Source organism: Reyranella sp., from assembly GCF_004296935.1.
Lineage (GTDB): Bacteria > Pseudomonadota > Alphaproteobacteria > Reyranellales > Reyranellaceae > Reyranella.
On the sequence record NZ_SCVH01000082.1, the window covers coordinates 1 to 21,665 of the forward strand.

The 21,665-nt window shown below is 64.5% G+C and carries 12 protein-coding genes and 1 riboswitch; of the genes, 2 read left to right on the top strand and 10 right to left on the bottom strand.

Annotation, left to right across the window (positions count from 1 at the left end; translation table 11 throughout):
• Positions 1–136: 136 nt before the first annotated feature.
• The 10 genes from dinB to EPO55_RS11375 form a co-directional block, all read right to left on the bottom strand.
• Positions 137–1,219, bottom strand: a complete 1,083-nt coding sequence (gene dinB, locus EPO55_RS11330; protein ID WP_296336899.1) for a DNA polymerase IV — start codon at positions 1,217–1,219, stop codon at positions 137–139.
• Positions 1,220–1,256: 37 nt separating this feature from the next.
• Positions 1,257–3,047, bottom strand: coding sequence for an efflux transporter outer membrane subunit (locus EPO55_RS11335; protein ID WP_363718928.1), 1,791 nt, complete (start codon positions 3,045–3,047; stop codon positions 1,257–1,259).
• Positions 3,044–6,316, bottom strand: a complete 3,273-nt coding sequence (locus EPO55_RS11340; RefSeq protein ID WP_296336901.1) for an efflux RND transporter permease subunit — start codon at positions 6,314–6,316, stop codon at positions 3,044–3,046. Before EPO55_RS11340 ends, EPO55_RS11335 begins: the two co-directional genes overlap by 4 nt.
• Entirely contained in the window at positions 6,313–9,483 is a 3,171-nt protein-coding gene (locus EPO55_RS11345; protein WP_296336902.1) for an MdtB/MuxB family multidrug efflux RND transporter permease subunit, read from the bottom strand. Before EPO55_RS11345 ends, EPO55_RS11340 begins: the two co-directional genes overlap by 4 nt.
• A 12-nt stretch (positions 9,484–9,495) precedes the next feature.
• Complete coding sequence (locus EPO55_RS11350) at positions 9,496–10,713, bottom strand: MdtA/MuxA family multidrug efflux RND transporter periplasmic adaptor subunit (protein ID WP_296336903.1); 1,218 nt, start codon at positions 10,711–10,713, stop codon at positions 9,496–9,498.
• Positions 10,714–10,867: 154 nt separating this feature from the next.
• Positions 10,868–12,685 (bottom strand): phosphomethylpyrimidine synthase ThiC, encoded by a 1,818-nt coding sequence (gene thiC / locus EPO55_RS11355; RefSeq protein WP_296336904.1) that lies wholly within the window; start codon positions 12,683–12,685, stop codon positions 10,868–10,870.
• 51 nt (positions 12,686–12,736) lie between these two features.
• Positions 12,737–12,863: riboswitch (TPP riboswitch) on the bottom strand.
• A gap of 154 nt (positions 12,864–13,017) precedes the next feature.
• Positions 13,018–13,296, bottom strand: coding sequence for a hypothetical protein (locus tag EPO55_RS11360; RefSeq protein WP_296336905.1), 279 nt, complete (start codon positions 13,294–13,296; stop codon positions 13,018–13,020).
• Positions 13,297–13,666: 370 nt separating this feature from the next.
• A complete protein-coding gene (locus tag EPO55_RS11365; protein ID WP_296336906.1) occupies positions 13,667–16,180 on the bottom strand; it encodes a hypothetical protein in 2,514 nt (837 codons plus the stop codon).
• 255 nt (positions 16,181–16,435) lie between these two features.
• Positions 16,436–17,629, bottom strand: coding sequence for a CoA transferase (locus tag EPO55_RS11370; protein WP_296336907.1), 1,194 nt, complete (start codon positions 17,627–17,629; stop codon positions 16,436–16,438).
• Between the two features lie 13 nt (positions 17,630–17,642).
• On the bottom strand, positions 17,643–18,569 hold the full coding sequence (locus EPO55_RS11375) for a glycine reductase (protein WP_296336908.1): 927 nt from the start codon (positions 18,567–18,569) through the stop codon (positions 17,643–17,645).
• A 167-nt stretch (positions 18,570–18,736) separates the two neighbouring features.
• Here EPO55_RS11375 and EPO55_RS11380 point away from each other — a divergent pair, with 167 nt between their 5' ends.
• Both EPO55_RS11380 and EPO55_RS11385 read left to right on the top strand, forming a co-directional pair.
• On the top strand, positions 18,737–19,711 hold the full coding sequence (locus EPO55_RS11380; protein WP_296336909.1) for a tripartite tricarboxylate transporter substrate binding protein: 975 nt from the start codon (positions 18,737–18,739) through the stop codon (positions 19,709–19,711).
• 90 nt (positions 19,712–19,801) lie between these two features.
• Positions 19,802–21,664: an extracellular solute-binding protein gene (locus EPO55_RS11385; RefSeq protein WP_296336910.1), complete on the top strand. Its 1,863-nt coding sequence runs from the start codon at positions 19,802–19,804 to the stop codon at positions 21,662–21,664.
• Position 21,665 lies beyond the last annotated feature (1 nt).

Consider the following 21,665-nt stretch of genomic DNA (forward strand, 5'->3'; position numbering starts at 1 on the left):
GAGGAGCGCGCGAACCCGCGGGCGGCCGCGGGCAGGTCTTGCCGGAACAAACGAAAGAGGCCGGCGCAATCCCCGCCAGCCTGACAGAAAACATGGCATAAACCTGCTGAACTTGCAACTTCACCTTCGGCCCTGCTCAAACCAGTCCCAGGGTGAGTTGAGGCGGTGCCGTGGCCTCGTCCCGCCGGTAGAGATTGTGCAAAGACACGCCGAGCAACCGCACCTTCTTTTCCAGGGGGAAAATCGAACGCACCAGATCGACGCTGACACGCTCCAGGGCGGCCTTGTCGGCCGGCGGCTCGAGCAGCGTGCGGCTGCGGGTCACGATCTGGAAATCGGCGTACTTGATCTTCACCGTCACCGTCCGCCCGGCGATACCGTTCTTCTCGCAATAGCTCCAGACGTCTTCCAGGACAGAGGCGATGCCGGCCTCCACTTCAGCCGGGCGGCCGAGATCCTGCATGAAGGTCGTCTCCGAGCCGACCGACTTGCGCGGCCGGTTGGGCACCACCTGCCGGTGGTCCTGGCCGCGGGCGATGGCATGGTAGTAGGGCCCGGACTTGCCGAAATACTCCTGCAGGAACTCCATCGTCTGCGCCCTGAGATCGGCGCCGGTACGGATGCCGAGGCGCTTCATCTTGGCTTCCGTCGCCGGCCCGACGCCGTGAAACCTTCCCACCTCGAGGCTTTCGACGAAGGCCGGGCCCTTCTCCGGCGGGATGACGTACTGCCCGTTGGGCTTGCGCTGGTCCGAGGCCAGCTTGGCCAGGAACTTGTTGTAGGAGACGCCGGCCGAGGCGGTGAGGCCCGTCTGCTCGAGGATCCTGGCGCGGATTTCGCGCGCGATCTCCGAGGCGAGCGGCATGTCCTTGAGGTTGGTCGTGACGTCGAGATAGGCCTCGTCGAGCGACAGCGGCTCGACGAGCGGCGTGTACTCCAGGAAGATGGCGCGGATCTGGCGCGACACGTCCTTGTAGATGTCGAAGCGCGGCTTCACGAACACCAGCTCGGGACACATCCGCTTGGCCGTGGCCGAAGGCATGGCCGAGCGCACGCCGAAGGTGCGCGCCTCGTAGCTTGCCGCCATCACCACGCCGCGCTCCCGCCCGCCCACCGCCACGGGACGGCCGCGCAGCGCGGGATCGTCGCGCTGCTCCACGGACGCGTAGAAGGCGTCCATGTCGACATGGATGATCTTGCGGATTGCTGGTTCCGCCATGGCTCGATCCTAGATCGCCGTCAGCCGCTGCAGAAGCCTACCAGAGCTTCCACCACGCCTTGGTTGCGGGGGCGCTCTGGGCGGCGGGCGTTGTCGACGGGCTCTGCGGCGTCGCGGGCTTGGGCGTCTGCTGGGGCGTCTGATCGAGGCCGCCGATCGGTGTCGGCGGCGGCAGGTCGCTGGCGCGCCAGCCACCGCCTATCGCCTTCACCAGGTTGGCACTGGCAATCAGGCGATTGAGCCGGATGTTGAGCAAGGTCTGCTCGGCCTGCAGCGCCGACGTCTGGGTCTGCACGACGGTCGTGTAGGGAATGGTGCCGATCCGGTATTGGTTGAGCGACAGCCGCTCGGCCTCGCGCGCCGCGGCGACGGCGGCGCGCTGGACCTGCTCCTGCTGGACCAGGAGGCGCTGCTGGACAAGGGCGTCCTCGACCTGCTGGAAGGCGGTCAGCACGGTCTGGCGGTACGTCGCCACCGTGTTGTCGTAGCCGGCGCGCGCGCCCTCGACCTGGGCCGCACGCGCACCGCCGTCGATCAGCGTGGCGGCGAACTGTGGGCCGAGCGACCAGACCGACGAGCCCAGCTGAAACAAGGTGCCGAATCCACCACTCAGGAAGGTGATGGCGCCGCCCAGCGAGATGTTCGGATAATAGGCCGCCTGCGCCACGCCAATCCGGGCGTTGGCCGAGGCCATCTGGCGCTCGGCCGAAGCGATGTCGGGCCGCCGTTCCAGCAGCACCGACGGGATGCCGGCGTCGACCGTCGGCACGTTCTGCGGCGGGACACCCGGTTCCAGGTTGAACTCGGCGGGGGCCTTGCCGATCAGCACGGCGATCGCATGCTCGAATATGGCGCGCTGGATCCCTTCGGCCACCAGAAGCGACCGCGCCTGCTGGTAGAGGGTCTGCGCCTGGGTGAGGTCGACCCGCGAGGCAATGCCGGCATCGACCTGGTTCTGCACGATCTGCAGCGCGCGCGCGTAGGCCGCCACCGTCTCCTGGTAGAGCCGCGTCCGCTGATCGGAAACGCGCAGCGAGAAATAGTTGATTGCGACATCGGCCTGGGCCGAGAGCCGCGCTGCCGCAAGGTCTCCGGCGCTGGCCTGGGCCGCCGCCGAATCGGCCTCGATGGTGCGGCGGATGCTGCCCCAGACGTCGATCTCCCAAGTCAGCGCGCCGCCCACCGAATATTGGCTCGCGCTGCTGGTGACATTGCCGCTCTGGTTCGTGGTCGTGATGACCGCGCCGCCGCCGCGCAGCGTGCCGGTTCCGGTCTGCTGCGTGCTGCCAGTGGCGGTGATCGTCGGATAGAGGCCCGACTGATCCTGGCGGACCAGCGCGCGCGCCTGGCGGTAGGCCGCTTCGGAGGCCTTCAGAGTCTGGTTGGAGATGTCGACCTGGGCGGCCAGTCGATCAAGCGTCGGATCGCTGTAGATCTGCCACCACGGTCCGCGATCGACCGCATCGCGAGGCATGGCCAGCCGGAAATCGACTCCCCCTTCCTTGAATTCGGCCGTCGGCGGGCTGGCAGGCGGCGGCCGCTGGTAGTCGGGACCAACCATGCAACCCGCCAGGGACACTGCCAGACAGAGCAGCGTCGCCCTCCGCCTCAGACCAGTGCCGCTCATGCCCAACGTTGTCGCATATGGCCTTTCTTCTCCTCCCCCAGACATGCCTTCGTAGGCATGTCTGGGGGAGGAGAAGAAAGGCCGGAGGGGGTCAGGGGCGAACGCATGAGACTTCTGACCCCCTCCGCCCTTCGGGCACCTCCCCCGCGCGGACGCGCGGGGGAGGAGAAGAAAGACCAGGTGCGATAACCCTGCTCTCATGCCCGGGCCTCCATGCCACCCATGGCGCGGGCAATGCGGCTGGGACGGTCGCGATCGCGGCGACGGAAGCGGTCGAGATAGAGGTAGATCACCGGTGTCGTATAGAGGGTCAGGATCTGGCTGACGATCAGGCCGCCGATGATCGAGATGCCGAGCGGCCGGCGCAATTCGGCACCTTCGCCGAAGCCGAGGGCCAGCGGCAGCGCGCCGAGCATGGCCGCCATGGTCGTCATCAGGATGGGCCGGAACCGCAGGAGGGCTGCCTCGTAGATGGCGATGCGCGGGTCGAGCCCCTCGTTTCGCTCCCGATCGAGCGCCACGTCGATCATCATGATGGCGTTCTTCTTGACGATGCCGATCAGCAGCAGCACGCCGATCATGGCGATGATGCTGAACTCCACCCCGGCGAACCTGAGCGCCAGCAGCGCGCCGATGCCGGCCGACGGCAGGGTCGACAGGATGGTGATCGGGTGGATGTAGCTCTCGTAGAGGATGCCGAGCACGATGTAGACGGCAACGAGTGCCGCCAGCACGAGCAGGAGCTGATTGGTCGTCGATTGCTGGAACGCCCGCGCCGTGCCCTGGAACGAGCCGTGGATGGTCGCCGGCACGCCGATCTCGCTCATCACGCCGTTCACGTAGGCGATGGCATCGCTCAGCGTCTTGTCTGGCATCAGGTTGAACGAGATCGTGCTGGCGACAAACAGGCTCTGATGATTGACCGCAATCGGCGTGGTCCCGAACTCGTATCGGGTGAGGGAAGAAAGCGGCACCATCGTTTCCGGCGTGGTGCTGACGGCCGCCCCGGTCGAGGCCGAGCCGCGACCGCTGACGGCGATCTGGTTCGTGCGCTGGTTCCGGACCGCCTGCGCCAGATCTACGGCACCGGGTTTCAGCGGCGCCGCCGAGACGATGGCGCCGGTCGCCTGGGCACCGCTGATCGCCCCGCCCGAGGTGCTGACGTAGATGTCCTTCAGGCCCTCCGGACTTGCCCAGTACTCGGGCGAGACCTCCATCACGACATGATACTGGTTGAGGGCGTTGTAGATGGTCGAGACCTGGCGTTGGCCAAAGGCGTCGTAAAGCGTGGCGGAAATGCTGCGGGTCGACACGCCGAGCCGGGCCGCGGCGTCGCGATCGATGGTGAGATTGACCTGCAAACCACGCTGCTGCTGGTCGGAATCGACGTCGGTGATGACCGACGAATCCGCCTTCAGCGCCTCGGTCAGTTTTGGCCCCCATGTGTAGAGATCGGGCAGCGAATCGGCCTGCAGCGTGAATTGATACTGGGCGTTGGCCTGGCGGCCGCCGACCCGGATGTCCTGCACCGCCTGGAGGAAGAGCACGGCGCCAGGCACCTGCGCCAGACGCGGCCGCAGGCGGGCGATCACCTGGTCGGCCGATTCCTTGCGTTCGCTGAGCGGCTTCAAAGTGGCGAAGACGAAACCCGAGTTGGTCTGGAAGCCGCCGGTGAAGCCCGCGACGCTCTCGATCGCCGGATCGGCGCGGATGATCTCCATGAACTGTCGGAACTTCCGGCGCATCGCCTGGAACGAGATGCTCTGGTCGGCGCGGATGCCGCCGACGATGCGGCCGGTATCCTGCTGCGGAAAGAAGCCCTTGGGAATGGTCACATAGAGGTGAATGTTGAGCAGCACGGTAGCGAGAAAGATCAGCATCGTCAGCAGCGGGTGGCGCAGCACCAGCCCGAGGCTGCGCCCGTAGAGCGACTGCAAGGCAGCGAAGGCACGTTCGTTGGCGCGGAAGAACGGGCCCGGCGTCCGGCCGTCGTGGCGGCGCAGCACATAGGCACACATCATGGGCGTCGTCGTGAGCGACACGACCATGGAGATCAGGATCGCGATCGAGAGCGTGACGGCGAATTCGCGGAACAGGCGTCCGACGATGCCACTCATCAGCAGGATCGGGATGAACACCGCGATCAGCGACAGGCTCATGGAGACGACGGTGAAGCCGACCTCGCGCGCGCCCTGCAGCGCCGCGTCGACCCGCGACATCCCCGCCTCGATGTGGCGCGATATGTTCTCCAGCACGATGATGGCGTCGTCGACGACGAAGCCCGCGGCAATGGTCATGGCCATCAGCGACAGGTTGTTGAGGCTATAGCCCAGCAGATACATGGCGCCGAACGTGCCGATCAGCGACACCGGTACCGCGACCGCGGCCACGAAGCCGGCGCGGGCCGAGCGCAGGAACGCGAAGGTCACCAGCACCACGAGGATCACGCTCACGATCAGCGCCTGCTCGACCTCCCGGAGCGAGGCCCGGATCGTCGTGGTGCGGTCGCTGACCACCGTGAGATCGACGTCGTTGGGCATCGCCGCCTGGAGCTCGGGCAGCAGCGCCTTCACCTGGTCGACGGTTTCGATGATATTGGCGTTGGGCTGCTTGTAGACGATGACCAGGACCGAACGCTTGCCGTTGGCCTGGCCTTCGTTGCGGATGTTCTCCGTCGAATCGATGACCTCGGCCACATCCGACAGCCGCACCGGCGAGCCGTTGCGCCAGGCGATGATCAACGCGCGGTACTCGTCGGCCACCCGGGCCTGGTCGTTGGCGTAGATCTGGTAGCGCCTCTCGCCGACCTCGAGCGCGCCCTTGGGCGCGTTGGCATTGGCGGCGGCGATGGCGGCGCGCACGCCTTCGAGCCCGATGCGATATTGCGTCAGGGCGCTGGGATTGACCTCAACTCGCACCGCCGGCAGCGAACTGCCACCCAATGTGACCTGGCCGACACCCGTGACCTGCGACAGCTTCTGCTGCAGGACGTTGGAGGCAGCGTCGTAGAGCCGGCCCTGGCCCAGCGTATTGGAGGTGAGAGCCAGGACCACCACCGGCGCATCGGCAGGATTGACCTTCCGATACGTCGGATTGCTGCGCAGGTCGGCCGGCATGTCGGCGCGCGCGGCGTTGATGGCAGCCTGGACGTCCCGCGCCGCGCCGTCGATGCTGCGTGAGAGGTCGAACTGCAGCGTGATGCGCGAATTTCCGACCGAACTCGACGAGGTGATCTCGCTGACGCCGGCGATCGCGCCCAGCCGCCGCTCGAGCGGCGTGGTGACGCTGGTAGCGACCGTTTCGGGCGAGGCGCCGGGCAGCGAGGCCGTGACCTGGATGGTGGGAAAATCGACCTTGGGCAGCGGCGATACCGACAGGCCGGTGAAGGCCACCATGCCGGCCAGCGCCAATCCGACCGTCAGAAGGGTCGTGGCGACGGGCCGGGCGATGAAAGGAGCCGACAGGTTCACGGAAGGCGACCCTCGGCGACATCGACGCCGGGAACGACCAGAGGATGGCGCGGCGTGTCGAGCGGCATGCCGCGCAGCCGCCGGCCGAGCCGATCGAAGGCAAGGTAGATCACGGGCGTCGTGAACAGCGTCAGCACCTGGCTCACGATCAGGCCGCCGACGATGGTGAGACCGAGCGGATGGCGCAGCTCCGATCCCGTGCCCGAGCCCAGCATCAGCGGCAGGGCGCCGACCATTGCCGCGACCGTCGTCATCAGGATGGGGCGGAAGCGGAGCAGGCAGGCCTGGTGGATCGCCTCGCGCGGCGTCTTGCCCTGATGGCGTTCGGCGTCGAGGGCGAAGTCGATCATCATGATGGCGTTCTTCTTGACGATGCCGATCAGCAGCACGATTCCGATGATGGCCACGACGCTGAGGTCCGAGCCCGCCAGCAGGAGCGCCAGCAGCGCGCCGATGCCGGCCGACGGCAGGGTCGACAAGATCGTGATGGGATGGATGTAGCTCTCGTAGAGCACGCCCAGCACGATGTAGACCGTGACGATGGCGGCCAGGATCAGCAGCAGCTGGCTGTTGAGCGACTTCTGGAAGGCAAGCGCCGCGCCCTGAAAATGGGTGGTGATCGACCGCGGCATGCCGATCTCGCTTTGCGCGGCGACAATCGCGTCGACCGCATGCCCGAGCGAGGCGTCCGGCGCCAGGTTGAACGAGATCGTCGTGGCGGGGAACTGTCCGAAGCGGTCGAGCCTGAGCGGCGCTGTGCGCTCCTCGAAGGTGGCGATGGCCGACAGCGGCACCTGCTTGCCGCTCACCGAGCCCGGCAGGTAGAGGTTGGAGAGCGAGTCGAGCGAGCCGGCCATCGTCGGATCGACTTCGTAGATCACCCGGTACTGGTTGGACTGGGTGTAGACCGTCGACACGATGCGCTGGCCGAACGCGTCGTAAAGGACATTGTCGATCGTGGCGGTGGTGACGCCGAAGCGCGCCGCCGCATCGCGGTCGATCTTGATGAACATCGACAGCCCCTTGCCCTGCAGGTCGCTCGTGACATCGACGATCTCGGGCAGCTTCTGCAGTCGCTCCATGAGGCGCGGCACCCAGACCTCGAAGTCTTCCGGCCGGGCGCTCTCCAGCACGAACTGATACTGGGTGCGGCTCACCGTTGAATCGATCGTCAGATCCTGCGCCGGCTGCATGTAGAGCGAGATGCCAGGCACCGACGCTGTATCGCGCTGCAGGCGCCTGATGATCTCGCTGGCCGTCGCACTGCGGACATGGCGCGGCTTGAGGTTGATCAGCATGCGCCCCGAGTTGAGGGTCGGATTGGTGCCGTCGACGCCGACGAACGACGTCAGGCTCTCGACGTCGGGATCGGCCAGGATCGCCTCCGCGAGCGCGCGCTGGCGCTGGCTCATGGCGGCGAAGGACACGCTTTGCGGCGCCTCCGTGACGGCCTGGATGAGGCCGTTGTCCTGCACCGGGAAGAAGCCCTTGGGCACCGCGACGTAGAGCATGACGGTCAACACGATCGTGCCGACAGCGACCAGGAGCGTGAGCGGCTGGTGGCGAAACACCACGATCAACCAGCCGTCGTAGAGGTCGATCAGTCGCGCGAACCAGCGCGCCCCCAGCGCCTGCGCCTCGGCATGCTTCTCGATTTCGCCCGCGGGAGTGGCGGTCGGGACGGCCGGGCGCCGCTTCAGGAGATGGGCGCACATCATCGGCACCAGGGAGAGTGACACCAGGGCCGAGATCAGGATGGTAACGGAGAGCGTGACCGCGAACTCGCTGAACAGGCGGCCAACCACGTCGGCCATGAAGAGCAGCGGAATGAGCACGGCGATCAGCGACACCGTGAGCGACACCACGGTGAAGGCGATCTGCCGCGAGCCCTTGAGCGCCGCCGTCTTGGGATCGTCACCGCGCTCGATGTAGCGGGCGATGTTCTCGATCATGACGATGGCGTCGTCGACGACGAAGCCGGTCGCGATGGTGAGTGCCATGATCGACAGGTTGTTGAGGCTGAAGCCTGCGAGGTACATCACGGCCAAGGTGCCGACCAGCGACAGCGGCACCGACAGGCTCGGGATCACGGTGGCGCGCGCATCGCCCAGGAAGGCGAAGATCACGGCGACGACGAGGACCACGGCGAAGGTGAGCTCGATCTGCACGTCGCGCACCGAGGCGCGGATGGTGAGCGTGCGATCGGTGACGATGGTCACGTCGAGCGCGACCGGCAGCGAGCCGCGCAACTGCGGCAGCAGCGCCTTGATGCGATCGACCACCTCGATGACGTTGGCGCCGGGCTGGCGCTGGACGTTCACGATCACCGCCGGCGTGCCGTTCACCCACGCCGCGATGCGGTTGTTTTCCTGGCCCTCCTCGACGGTGGCGACGTCCTTCAGCCGGACCGGGGCGCCGTTGCGGTAGGCAACGACGACGTCGCGGAAGATGCCCGGATCGGTGATCTGATCGTTGGCGTTGATGGTGTAGGCCCGCGCCGGCCCGTCGAAGTTGCCCTTGGGCGTGTTGACGTTGGCGTTGGAGATGGTGGTGCGCAGGTCGTCGATATTGAGCCCGTAGGCGGCCAGCGCCGTGGGGTTGGCGCGAATCCGGACGCCGGGCTTCTGGCCTCCTTCGAGGCTGACCAGACCGACGCCGGCGACTTGCGAGATCTTCTGCGCGAGCCTCGTGTCGACGAGGTCGTGGACCTTGGTGAGCGACTCGGTCTTCGACGTGACGGCAAGCGTGAGAACGGGCGCATCCGCCGGATTGACCTTGGCGTAGATCGGCGGCGCCGGCAGGTCGCCCGGCAGGAGGTTGCCGGCGGCATTGATGGCGGCCTGCACCTGCTGCTCGGCGATGTCGAGACCGAGCGCCAGGTCGAATTGAAGTGTGATCGCCGAAGCGCCGGCCGAGCTGGTCGACGTCATCTGGTTGAGACCGGGCATCTGGCCGAACTGCCGCTCGAGCGGAGCCGTGACCGACGAGGTCATGACTTCGGGGCTGGCACCGGGATAGAGCGTCAGCACGCGGATCGTCGGATAGTCGACCTGCGGCAGCGCCGACAGCGGCAGGAACTTGTAGGCGATCATGCCCACCAGCATGATCGCCACCATCAACAGCGAGGTGCCGACCGGCCGTTCGATGAAAAGCCGCGACGGATTCATGTCGCGGCCGGACTACTGGTTCGACCGTGCCGGCCGTCCTGCGCCGCCGCCCGCTGGCGCCGCCGCGACGGGCGAACCGGACGTGCCTCTCGGACCGGCCGAAGGCTTGCGAATCCTGGCGCCCTCGCGCAGCCGGTCGGTTCCATCAATGACGACCTGATCGCCCACTTGCAGGCCTTTCGTCACCGCTACCCTCTCGCCGTCGGTCGCGCCGAGCTCGACGACCCGGATCTCGACGGTGTCGTCGGCCTTGACCAGATAGACGAAGATTCCGGGCTGGCCGCGCTGGATGGCGGCGACCGGGACGATCGTGGCGTCCTTCACGGTGTCGACCAGCAGGCGGACATTCACGAACTGGTTGGGGAACAGGCTTTCGTCCTTGTTCTCGAAGATGGCGCGGAGTTTGACGGTGCCGGTGGTCACGTCGATCAGGTTGTCGGTCGTGTCGAGCTTGCCTGCGCCCAGCTCGACTTTTTGGGCGCGGTCGAGGGCCCGCACCTCGAGCGACGCGCCGGCCCGCAGGCGCTCGCGCACCGCCGGCAGGGAATCCTCCGGAATGGTGAAGATCACGGAGATCGGCTGGACCTGGATGATGACGCAGATGCTCGTGGCATCGCCCATGGTCACGTAGTTGCCCTTGTCGACCATGCGCAGGCCGATGCGGCCGGTCAGCGGGGCGATGATCCTGGTATAGGTGACGTTGAGCCTGGCGGCGTCGACCAGCGCCTGGTTGATGACCAGTGCCGCCTCGTACTGGCGCACCAGGGCCTGCTGGGTGTCGAGCTGCTGGCGGGCAAGAGAATCCTGGGCGACCAGCTTCTTGTAGCGTTCGAGATCGGTCTGGGCATTCTTGAGCAGGGCCTCGTCGCGCTGCATCTGGCCGATGGCCTGCTGCAGGGCGACGTCGTAGGGCCGCGGATCGACCACGGCGAGCAGGTCACCCTGCTTCACCAGCTGGCCTTCCTTGAGATGGACCTCGGTGAGCTGGCCGGTGATCTGCGTCTTGACGTTGACGGTGGCGAGCGGCGTTACGGTGCCAAGCGCCCGCAGCACCACGGGAATGTCGCCCTTGGTCGCCGTGGCGAGTCCAACGGGCACGGCCACACCCGCCCCAAGGCGGCCTGCCGGGCGCACAGCCGGCGATGTTCCGTTCTGCGAAATATACCAGCCGGCGCCTGCCACCACGGCAAGCCCCAAGCCGATCCCGAGAAGGGTCCGCAGCCGTTTCATCGTCTCCATACGCCTCAAATAAATACAGTTCGTCTGTAGTACGAACCGAACCGCCGGAGTCTCCCCCGACGGTCGACGCGGCGCAAGGCGCGGAGACTTGCCGGCCCCAAAGCCCCCGAATCACGAGCGATTCGGGGCCAAATGAGCCCGAAGGTCAGTCCGCCGCCTTCTCGGGCACATAGAGCGCGTTGCCGCCGGCGCGGAATTTCTCGCTCATCTCGTCCATGCCCTTCCTGGCGTACTCGCGGATGTCCTGGGTGATGCGCATGGAGCAGAACTTCGGCCCGCACATCGAGCAGAAATGCGCGGTCTTGTGCGCCTCCTTGGGCATCGTCTCGTCGTGGAACTTCTCGGCCGTCGCCGGATCGAGCGAGAGGTTGAACTGGTCCATCCAGCGGAAGTCGAACCGCGCCTTGGAAAGCGCATCGTCGCGCAGCCGCGCCGCAGGATGCCCCTTGGCGAGGTCGGCGGCGTGGGCGGCGATCTTGTAGGTGATGACGCCCACTTTCACGTCGTCGCGGTCGGGCAATCCCAGATGCTCCTTGGGCGTGACGTAGCAAAGCATCGCCGTGCCGAACCAGCCGATCATGGCGGCGCCGATGCCCGAGGTGATGTGGTCGTAGCCCGGCGCGATGTCGGTCACGAGCGGTCCCAGGGTGTAGAACGGCGCCTCGCCGCACTCCCGGAGCTGCTTCTCCATGTTGGCCTTGATCTTGTGCATGGGCACGTGGCCCGGGCCTTCGATCATGACCTGGCAGCCCTTGTCCCAGGCGACCTTGGTGAGCTCGCCCAAGGTCGTGAGCTCGGCGAACTGGGCGGCGTCGTTGGCATCGGCGTTGCAGCCCGGCCGCAGACCGTCGCCCAGCGAGAACGACACGTCGTACTTGCGCATCAGGTCGCAGATGTCGCCGAAGTGCTCGTAGAGGAAGCTCTCGCGGTGCTCGGTCAGGCACCATTGCGCCATCATCGAGCCGCCGCGGCTCACGATGCCGGTGACACGCTTGGCGGTCAGCGGCACGTGCGCCAGGCGCACGCCGGCGTGGATGGTGAAATAGTCGACGCCCTGCTCGCACTGCTCGACCAGAGTGTCGCGGAAGACCTCCCAGCCGAGCTTGGTCGGATCGCCGCCGACCTTCTCCAAAGCCTGATAGATCGGCACGGTGCCGATCGGCACCGGCGCATTGCGCACGATCCATTCGCGCGTGTCGTGGATGTTGCGGCCCGTGGAAAGATCCATGACCGTATCGGCGCCCCAGCGGATCGCCCACACCATCTTCTCCACTTCTTCCTCCATCGAGGAAGAGACCGCCGAGTTGCCGATGTTGGCGTTGATCTTCACCAGGAAGTTGCGGCCGATGATCATCGGCTCCAGTTCCGTGTGGTTGATGTTGGCCGGGATGATGGCGCGGCCGGCCACGATCTCGCTGCGCACGAACTCCGGCGTGATGAAGGCCGGCAGCGCCGCGCCAAAACTCTCGCCGTCGGCCAGGCTCTCCTCGGCGCTCGCCAGCATTTCCTTGCGGCCGAGATTCTCGCGCGCCGCGACGTAGATCATCTCCTTGGTGATGATGCCGGCGCGGGCGAACTCGAACTGGGTGATCGGCTTGCCGTCGAGCCCACGCAGCGGCCGCTGCGTGTTGGGAAACGGTTGCAGCGCCGAGGCCTTCACATTGCCGTTGTCGATCGGCGCGATCGGCCGGCCGTCGTATTCCTCGACGCCGCCGCGCTCAATCACCCAGGCCCGACGCGTGCGCGCAAGGCCCTTGCGCACGTCGATCGTCACCGCCGCATCGCTGTAGGGACCCGTCGTATCGTAGACGCGGACGGGCGGCTCCAGGGCACTTGAAAGCGTGATCTCGCGCAGCGGGACCCTGAGGTCGGGCGCGGCCTCGGGCGAGACGTAGATTTTGTGCGAGGACGGCAGCGGCCCGGTGGTGACCTTGGGCTCCGGTGTCGAAACGATCGTGTCCATGACGAGGATCTCCCGTGGCTAGAAGGCAGACGGAGACCCGGCGGTGTCGTGCAAAGGAGATATATCCAGTCCCTTCGCCGGCATGACCCGGATCAGGTTCAAAGGGTCACCGCGCTGACGCCAAATCTGGCGACCGTCGGTATCTCAGCCCCTTGTCGGGACCCCCCTTGGACGAGGCCAACCTAGCCCCCCGTTCGCGACGGTCAAGTGGACCGTTTCGTGGCACACCTCGTTGTGCCACGGGTTGTTCCGCTGCCTGTGCCACATTTCGCCTCCAAGCGCTTGAGCACACAGGCGAATCGCCCCCTGATCTTCTGTGCCATCGAGCCCGATCACCCGGCGTCATCGGATTTCTCCTTGTTGCGCGCAGCCTGGGCGCGAATCTCGGCCTCGTAGACGGCCACCCGTTTCTCGCCCTCGTCGAGCCGGCGCCTGAATTCGGCATCGCGTTCGCGCTTGGCCCGCAGCTCGGCAGCGAGCGGACCGTAGGTCTCTGCTTGCACTGCTTGCAGCAGCTTCCACAGCACACGGTGGTCCGGCACAGACATCTGATCGACGATCCGGCCGTCATGCCATACCGGGCGCTCGGCGCCGATGAGGCCGCGCTCCATGACCTCGTCGCGCAGCCGCTCGACGCCGCGTCGCGGGCGGACCCCCAGCGGGCGCGAAAGTCGGCATCGGCGTCGCGCCAGTTGTAGACGGTGCGCCGCGCGAGGCCCGCGGCCCGGCAGGCGGCGGAGACGGAACAGGTGCGCGCGAACTCGCGCAGGAAGCGGCCCTGCGGCCGCCAGCAGCGTTTGATCCGGGTCATTTGAAGGTCCTGTTTGGGCAAAGAAAAACGCCCGCGGATCGGTCCGGCGGGCGTTGGTTGGAGCGGGTGCAAAGATGCCCACTCTAGATGTTTTTATAGCAGAGACCTGCTGAACTTGCAAATCGACTTTGCCGTATCAATTCAGCAGAAACGAAGAATCGACACTTCAGCTAGTTACTTTCTCTTCGCAAAACTCCAGTCCATGTCAGGGCCGCAAACGCCACGATGACCCAGCCCAGCACCGAATAGACTGCGCGCAGAATACGCCAACCCCACCTTTCCTCGGATATCTCGCACTTATCGACCATATGGAGGCCAACCACCGGGAGCATTGTATCCAAGGCATAGAGAACAGGGGTGATATCGGTGCAGGGAACATCTCGAACCGCGACAGGTGGATGCTGGCCATAGCGCACATTGCCATCTTCCGCACGATCCCTAAGCGGATTGAACGCTGGCGAGCGAATGCTTGTATCGGGGTCGGCCAGAGATCGGACGATCTCCACGCCGACAGTTGCTTTCACCAACGCAGGATCAGGCAGCTTCATTGCAAGATTAACTCCTATCCAGCCGATGAAGACCCAAAGCGCTACGGCGCCTACCGCTCTGCCGGGACGATGGCCATAGCCAAAGAATAAGCCGAAAAGCGTCATCAGGATTCGGATGCCAGCGCCATTGGCGCAGCATCGATTCTGATGATCAAATTTATTGATGGAAATGCTTCTCGAGTCCTCATCGTGTCCAGAAAGACGCAATACCCTCGCGAGCTGCTCATGGGGCTGGGGGAAAAAATCATACTTACTAGGACGCTGCCCTACGTATTGCCGTTCCAGCCATTGAATTCGATCATTACCAATGACCCCATGATTGCCCTCGGGAGTTGCCACCCGGTCGTAGACAAAGCCATCCAGATTGAGAAGAACACCCCTCAAGCGATTGCCGACATCTCGCTCGGGCATTGGCCCCCAAGCAGGCCCACCGCCGTCTCGCAATTCACTGACATGAGTGCCAGTCAGCAGCATGCGGCCCGATGTCCAGGTTCGATCCAGTTCGATGATGAGTGCGTCGTGAATGGATGCACGACTCAAGTCTAGGGCTGTCTCAAAGTCATCCCCGGAGGCCCCATTGCCTACGCCAGAGACAAGACAAGCGTGGCTAAGGTCGACATCTCCGCCGATTTTCGCACCTATCAGCTTCACTGTACCCACAGCTTCAAAAGGGAGTTTGCCGTCGCCCCGCAAGAAAACATCTCGTGCAACCGTTATTCCGTCCGCTGCAAGCGACGAGCCACGATCATTAAACAATTTCGCACCCTCAAATTCGAGGCTTCCACCAACCTTCGCCTCAAAGAGGCTGATTTCACCGGTTACTTCGAACCGACAAGCGCTGCTTGATTTGAGTGATATGGAACCGTCGACATTCGCACTGACAAGCGAGATCGCAACGTCTTCTAGACGGTCTATGCGCGCACCAAAGCATACGAAGCTTCCTCCGATATGTACTCCAGCCGCATCAATCCCGCCGACGAATTCTGTGCGTCGACGTCCCCTAGCGTTCAGAGATACATCGCCTCCGACGTGAGCGTTCCGAAGAGACAAGGCGTTGGCTTTCGGTGAAAAAACATGCGCACCACTAAGTCGAAGAGATCCTTCTATCTTTGAACTTCTTAAATTAAGCTCACCTCTCGCTTCAAACTCTCGGCCGTGTCGACTTCGGAAGTGCACATTCCTGCCAATTGTCGCACCCTCGAGCGACAGCGCCGACCCTGAATTGCTTTCCAAGACAACACCAGAACACGAAAGCTGCCCTCCCACCTCTGCCCCAAGAAGCCGGACGCATCCTCGAGCTTCGAAAGGATATTTCTGCGATGCCCGAAGAAACACGCTGCCGCTGATTTCCGCGCGCTCCATTATCAGTGCGTTATTGTTGGAACCTTCGAGCAATGCACCTTCGAGGGAAAGCGCCCCCCGAATCTTTGCATCAGTGATGTTCACAGTTCCTCGAACAACGAAACGACGATCGCCCGTTGAAGAGAGACTCAGTCCATTGCCGATATCACAGTCGACGAGTATCAAAGCAGTGTGGCCAGGTGCATTTATGTGCGCACCTATCATCGAAAGCCAACGGCCGACCTTCGTTCCCAATAGACGTACGACGCCTCGCGCCTCGAATTCATGCCCGCCATAGGCGGACATCATTATATTTCCCGATACACTGGCGCCATCCAACGAAAGAGCTGTTTGGTCATTGTTCGATATCAATGAACCACTAAGAAACAGGCTTCCTTGAATACGGCACTGTCTTAAGTCGAGCGTGCAATTTGCAGCGATGGCTGTGCCACCGGCTATTCCACGTCCAAGGCCCCAGAGTTCCACGTCGGCGCCGGCCTGAAGCTCTTGCAAATCGACATTGACCTGTCCTGGGGAGCCAAATTGCAACTCTCCAGCACGAAGACCGCTTTCCAGGCGCATTCGCGCACCAACCAATCCGTTCAATGATGTTCCTTCAAGAACTACGGAACTCCAGCATGAATCGGTCAGGTCCAGCGTACCTTCCAGATCACAATGCGAGAGCTCGAGAGTCGGCAGTGGATTCGTCGAGGTGCCGAAATTGCGAAGGTCGAGATTACCTCGAATTTTTGCGCCCGTGATAACGAAGCCAAGAGGCGCAATCGCAGGATCCAACAGGCGCGCCAGAATTATCTTTCGTAGAAAGTCGGCACCAACTGATCGATCTGGCCCTTGCCGATCGAAAGTCGCTCGCTGACCTTCCTTTAGGCATTCCGTGAGGTGAATTTCTGCGGCCGTTCTAGGAATAGGTGCTATCGCCATTGCAAAGGGCCTCTGTCGCACCATTCCAGTCAATGGGCGTTCGAGAGTAGCAACTATGGCGATCAACCCATAGGCACACAATTCCTAGGGTTGCGTCCTTGAGGACAGTTAGACGACCTTGGCCGCGCGCATTTCCGCGACTTCGGCCGGGGAATAGCCCGCCTCGCCCAGCACCTCGTCGGTGTGCTCGCCCAGAGTCGCGGGCGAACGCTCGACCGAGCCGCCGCCGTGCTCGAGGCGGAAGCCCGAGCCCACGACCCTGATCGGGCCATGCGGCGTGTCGACCGACTGCAGCACCGTGCGGTGCTGGAAGAGGTCGAGCTGGACGGTCTCGGGAATGCTCAGCACCTGGCCGGCCGGAATGTCCGACTTGGCAAAGCGCGCCGTCCAGGCGGCGGAGGTCTCGCGCTTGAGTGCCTCCTCGATGATCTCGTGCAGCGCCGTGTTGTTCTCGATGCGCGTCGGCCAGTCGACGAACCTGGGATCGGCCAGCGCATCGGGGCGGCCCACTTCCTTCATCAGGCGCTGGAACTGCGGATCGGTCATGACGGCGAGCACGATCCAGCCATCCTTGGTCTTGAAGAGATTGCCCGTGGGCTTGCGCGTCACCGAGAGGTTTGCGGCCTGGCCGTGCACGCGGCCGGTCACCAAGTGCTCGGTGAATTGCTGGGCGAGATAGCCCATCACGGCGTCGATCATGGCGACGTCGACGAGCTGTCCCTTGCCGGTGTGGGTGCGCTGGAACAGCGCCGAGGCCACGCCCAGTGCCGCGGTCGCGCCCGACATCACGTCGGCGCCGGCGAAGCCCACGCGCGTCGGCCCGTTGTTCTCGAAGCCGGTGATCGACATCAGCCCCGACATCGCCTGGATCATGCCGTCGAAGGCCGCCGTCTTGGCCTGCGGGCCGACCTGGCCGAAGCCCGACACCGCGCAATAGATCAGCTTGGGATTGAGAACGCGCAGCGTCTCGTAGCCGATGCCGAGATTGGTCATGACACCGGGGCGGAAATTCTCGATCACCACGTCGGCCTTGGCGACCAGGCGCTTGATGGCCTCGATTGCCTTGGGCTTTTTGAGATCGAGCGTGATCGAGCGCTTGCCGGCATTGACGGCGATCCAGGGGGCGGCGAGCCCGCGCTTCTCCCACTCGTTGGCGCGGTTGCCGTAGCGCATGTCGTCGCCTTCGCGCGACTCGACCTTGATGACGTCGGCGCCCAGCAGAGCCAGCTGGTACGAGGCATAGGGCCCCGCCAGCACGCGCGTGAAATCGAGAACCTTCACGCCCGCAAACGGCTTACTCATGTCGACACGATCCCTAGGCGACGCCCGCCTGCTTGCGTTGGCTGAGTGCGACCTGCTTCACCTTGTCGAACTCGGCGCGCCGCTTGGCGACCTCTTCCGGCGGCATGCGGGCAATGTTGTTGTAGTCGTTCTTCCAGTCGCCATCCTCGGTCCAGCGCAGCGGCGATTGCACCGTGGTGCGCGGCCCGATGGCGCTCTCGAAGACTTTCAACGCCAGGTCGAGGGTGAAGGCCTGCGTATCGGGTTCGTGCGGCTTGCCGCAGGAATTGCCGAGCGGGAAGTCGCTGAACAGGAAGCGCGGCACGCCGGCATATTCGACGATGTCCTTCGCCGCGCCCATGACCACCGTCGGGATGCCGTTCCGTTCGAGATATCGGGCGACCAGACTCACGGTCTGGTGGCAGACGGGTCAAGTAGGCACCAGCAGCGCCGCGTCAACCTGGTCCTGCCGGCAGCGCGCCAGGATTTCCGGCGCGTCGGTTTCCAGCGTCACGCGCTGGCTGCGGTTGGTCGGCGCGCCATGGAAGCGCTGCGCGAGCGTGAAGCGACCCTGCGCAGCGAACTCGCGCATCAGCGGCAGCGGGAACCAGGTGTTGCTGTCCTTGGCCGTGGTGTGCCTGCGGTCGTAGCCGATGTGGCTGATGCGCGTGTCATGATCGACCGCGGTGTCGCCCGAATAGACCGTGTAGAACTTGGCGCCCGCGTTATAGAGCGCGCCGGGGCCCTGATCGCCCTTGTCGGGCTGGTAAGGCGCCGCCGTCGTGATCAGTGCCAGCGTGCTGTCCTTCAGCGGCTTCTTCAGCGGCTGGAAGGGGGCATCCACATAGTGCGCCCAGCGATAGGGATTGTCGTAGCCGAGGGCCAGGTAGTAATCGCGCGTGCGCCGCATGTAGTCGAGCGGGACGTCGTATTCCGGCGCGAAGTTCATGGTGTCGGTCATAAGCTAAACCTGAGACGCGCCCGGCACGAAGTCAAACCTGGAGACCGACAAACCCGGGGTCGAGTTTCCCACTGCGGACGGATGGGCACCTGCCCCCGAGGCCCGGGACTGATGACAAGGCGGCATCCGATACGTAACGTCGCGACAAGCCTGCAGGGAGGGCAACAATGAACAAGATAAACCGCCGCACCGCGCTGGGTGCCGTCGCGGCGTTGGCCGTCACGCCGCGAGCGTCGGCGCAAACCTGGCCCGACAAGCCGCCGCATTTTCTCGTGCCCTACCCGGGCGGCGGCATCGTCGACATCGTCGCACGCTCGCTCGCCGATCCCCTGCAGACTGAACTCGGCCAGACGGTCATCGTCGAGCCCAAGCCCGGCGGCAATTCGACCATCGCGACGGCGCTCGTGGCCCAGGCCCCGGCCGACGGCAACACCTGGCTGATGGCGACCATCTCGCATGTCGTGGCGCCGCACCTGCAAAAAGTCTCCTACGATCCCATCGCCGACTTTCAGCCGGCCGCCTTCATCGCGGTCGCCACCTCGGTCGCGACGGTCCATCCCTCGGTGCCGGTGAAGTCGCTCAAGGAACTGGTCGAATACGGCAAGGCCAATCCGGGCAAACTGCACTACCTCAACCCGGGCAATGGCTCGTCGATCCACCTCTCGGCCGAACTGCTGAAGAGCTATGCCAAGTTCGATATGGTTTCGGTTCCCTACAAGGGAATCCCGCCGGGAATGCCGGACCTGCTGGAAGGCCGCCTGCAAGTCGGCCTCCTGCCCGGGCCGCTGGCCCATCAGCACGTCGCAGCGGGCAAGCTGCGGGCGCTCGCCGTCCTGGCCGAAAAGAGGCTGCCACAGCTTCCCGACGTTCCGACCTTCGCCGAAGCGGGTTTCGGCGATGCCCAGGTGACGAGCTGGTATGTCATCGCGGTTCGCGCCGGCACGCCGCCGGCCATCGTCACCCGCCTGCACGGTGCGGCGATGAAGGCCCTTCAAAGCCCGGAAACGCAAGCGCGGCTTGCCAAAGCCGGTTGCTACGTTCCCGCCGCCCGCTCCCCCGCCGAGGTCCTGGCGATGTGGAAAGCCGACTACGCGCGCTACGGCAAGCTGGTCAGGGACGCGGGGATCGCGACCCAAGGCTGACAGTGATGTAACCCGGCGGCCATAGTGCGGCCCAACTCCGGCACGCTATATATAGGGTGTGGGAACTGGCTGACTTTGGGAGCGCATCGGATGGCGATCGGACGGCGCGGCATACTGACGGGCGGTGCAGCCCTCTGGGTCGGCGGATCGAGCATCGGCGGACCGGCAATCGTACGGGCGCAGACCTCTTCCAAAGTGAACGTGAGCCATGGCTTTGCCATGCACGGTACGCCGAAATATGCCGCCGACGCGGGCCCGCCCGACTATCTCAATCCCAACGCCCCGAAGGGCGGAGCGGTCAAGCTGGGCGCGCGCGGAACGTTCGATTCGCTGCATCCGTTCATCGTCAAGAGCCAGCCCGCGGCCGGGATCACGTTGAATTGGGATACGCTGTGCTGGAATTCGCGCGACGAAGCCTCGACCGAATACGGGCTGATCGCGGAGACCATCGAATGGCCGGAAGACCGCTCCTGGGTGGCGTTCACGCTCAGGCCACAGGCGCGCTGGCACGATGGCAGCCCGATCACCGTCGAGGACGTGATCTTCACCTTCGACATCCTGAAGGCCAAGGGTTCGCCCAACTATGCCTTCTACTATCACGACGTGCTGAAGGCCGAGAAGGTGGGCGATCGCAAGGTCCTCTTCACCTTCCGTGACAACACCAACAAGGAGCTGCCGCTGATCCTGGGCCAGCTTCCGGTGCTGCCGTCCAAATGGTGGGCCAGCCGCGATTTCGAGAAGGTCTCGCTCGAGATTCCACTCGGCAGCGGGCCCTACCGCGTCGACACGTTCGACGTCGGGCGTTCCATCGCCTACCGCCGGGTCGAGGATTGGTGGGCGAAGGATCTCTGGATGAATCGCGGGCGCAGCAACTTCGACGTCGTCCGCTACGAATACTATCGCGACGTCACGGTTCAGTTCGAGGCCTTCAAGGCGGGCGAACTCGACATCCGCCAGGAGAACATCGCGCGCAACTGGGCCACCGCCTACGACATCCCGCCGGTGCGCGACGGCCGCATCCAGCGGGCCGAGATCCCGCACGAACTGCCGACCGGCATGCAGTGCTTCGCCTTCAATACCCGCCGCGACTATTTCAAGGACCGGCGCGTGCGCGAGGCGATCGCCACGATGTTCGACTTCGCCTGGACCAACAAGAACCTGTTCTACGGAATGTACAGGCGCAACGTCTCGTTCTTCGGGAATTCGGAACTCGCCTCGTCCGGCCTGCCGACGCCGGCCGAACTGAAATACCTCGAGCCGTTGCGCGGCAAGATCCCCGATGAGGTCTTCACCAGGGAGTTCAAGCTTCCGGAGTCGGACGGAACCGGCAATGTCCGCGATCTCGCCCGTCGGGCGCTGGCGCTTCTCAAGGAGGCCGGCTGGGAGATCAAGGACGGCAAGATGACGGAGACGAAGTCCGGCAAGAAGCTGGCGTTCGAGATGCTGCTGAGCGACGCCAGCTTCGAACGCGTCGTCCTGCCCTACAAGCAGAACCTCGAGCGCATCGGCATCGACATGAACGTGCGCACGGTCGACACGGCGCAGTTCAAGCGCCGAGAGGACGAGTTCGACTACGACATGATGGTCGAAGGCTTCGGCCAATCCCTGTCGCCGGGCAACGAACAGCGCGATTTCTGGGGCTCGAAAGCCGCCGACACGACGGGCAGCCGCAACTCGATCGGCATTCGCAACACCGCCATCGACGCGCTGATCGACACGCTGATCGCCGCACCCGACCGCGAGAGCCTGATCACGGTGACCCGCGCCCTGGATCGCGTGCTGCTGTGGAGCCACTTCGTCGTGCCCAACTGGCACAACAACAAGGTGTTCGTGGCCTACTGGAACCGATTCGGGCGGCCCGAACAGAGCGCACGCTACGCCCCCTTTGCCTTCGACACCTGGTGGATCGACGAAGCCAAGGACCGAGCCCTGCAACGCGGCGAGAGGAAGTAGG

What these genes read in the sequence shown, in the direction of transcription:
- dinB (WP_296336899.1), bottom strand. Translation starts at nt 1,219, where the DNA reads ATGGCGGAACCAGCAATCCGCAAGATCATCCATGTCGACATGGACGCC.
- EPO55_RS11335 (WP_363718928.1), bottom strand. Translation starts at nt 3,047, where the DNA reads ATGAGAGCAGGGTTATCGCACCTGGTCTTTCTTCTCCTCCCCCGCGCG.
- EPO55_RS11345 (WP_296336902.1), bottom strand. Translation starts at nt 9,483, where the DNA reads ATGAATCCGTCGCGGCTTTTCATCGAACGGCCGGTCGGCACCTCGCTG.
- EPO55_RS11350 (WP_296336903.1), bottom strand. Translation starts at nt 10,713, where the DNA reads ATGAAACGGCTGCGGACCCTTCTCGGGATCGGCTTGGGGCTTGCCGTG.
- thiC (WP_296336904.1), bottom strand. Translation starts at nt 12,685, where the DNA reads ATGGACACGATCGTTTCGACACCGGAGCCCAAGGTCACCACCGGGCCG.
- EPO55_RS11360 (WP_296336905.1), bottom strand. Translation starts at nt 13,296, where the DNA reads ATGGAGCGCGGCCTCATCGGCGCCGAGCGCCCGGTATGGCATGACGGC.
- EPO55_RS11370 (WP_296336907.1), bottom strand. Translation starts at nt 17,629, where the DNA reads ATGAGTAAGCCGTTTGCGGGCGTGAAGGTTCTCGATTTCACGCGCGTG.
- EPO55_RS11380 (WP_296336909.1), top strand. Translation starts at nt 18,737, where the DNA reads ATGAACAAGATAAACCGCCGCACCGCGCTGGGTGCCGTCGCGGCGTTG.
- EPO55_RS11385 (WP_296336910.1), top strand. Translation starts at nt 19,802, where the DNA reads ATGGCGATCGGACGGCGCGGCATACTGACGGGCGGTGCAGCCCTCTGG.